This is a genomic window from Actinospica durhamensis (assembly GCF_018139695.1).
Lineage (GTDB): Bacteria > Actinomycetota > Actinomycetes > Streptomycetales > Catenulisporaceae > Actinospica > Actinospica durhamensis.
In genome coordinates this window covers 1-395 of record NZ_JAGSOG010000866.1, presented here as the reverse complement: position 1 = coordinate 395, position 395 = coordinate 1, and the positions used below count along the sequence as shown (strand labels likewise).

1 protein-coding gene is annotated in these 395 nt (G+C 73.2%); it reads right to left on the bottom strand.

Annotation, left to right across the window (positions count from 1 at the left end):
- A partial coding sequence (locus KDL01_RS42610) for an FAD binding domain-containing protein (RefSeq protein WP_212534368.1) occupies window positions 1-228 on the bottom strand: 228 nt, incomplete at its 3' end.
- Window positions 229-395: the final 167 nt, after the last annotated feature.

The following is a 395-nucleotide window of genomic DNA, read 5'->3' as shown; positions in this document are numbered from 1 at the left end:
GCCGAGCAGCGCGTGGCCGTCCAGGTACTGCCAGCCGCGGATCTCGCTGATCCGGCCGAGGCCGACCAGCGCGGCCGGCCTGAGCTGACCGGAGTTGACGGCGGCCATCAGGTCGGTGCCGCCCGCGACGGGCACGGCGGCGGGCACGGCCGCGAGCGCCGCCACGGCCTCGTCCAGGGTCGTGGGCAGTGTGACGGCCCGCGCCGCCTGCGGTGCGTGCGTGCTCAAAACCGGCTGCCCCTTCCCGCTGCCCCACCTGGTCCGACCCGTGTTGCCGTACGGTACGTGCTCACGGGGCGGACGTGGCAACTCTGGCACATCTTGGCGAGCGCCGAAGACAGGGGTCCACTAGGAGACGTTCGCCCACTTCACCCCGGTCCCGGACGGTTTCCGCA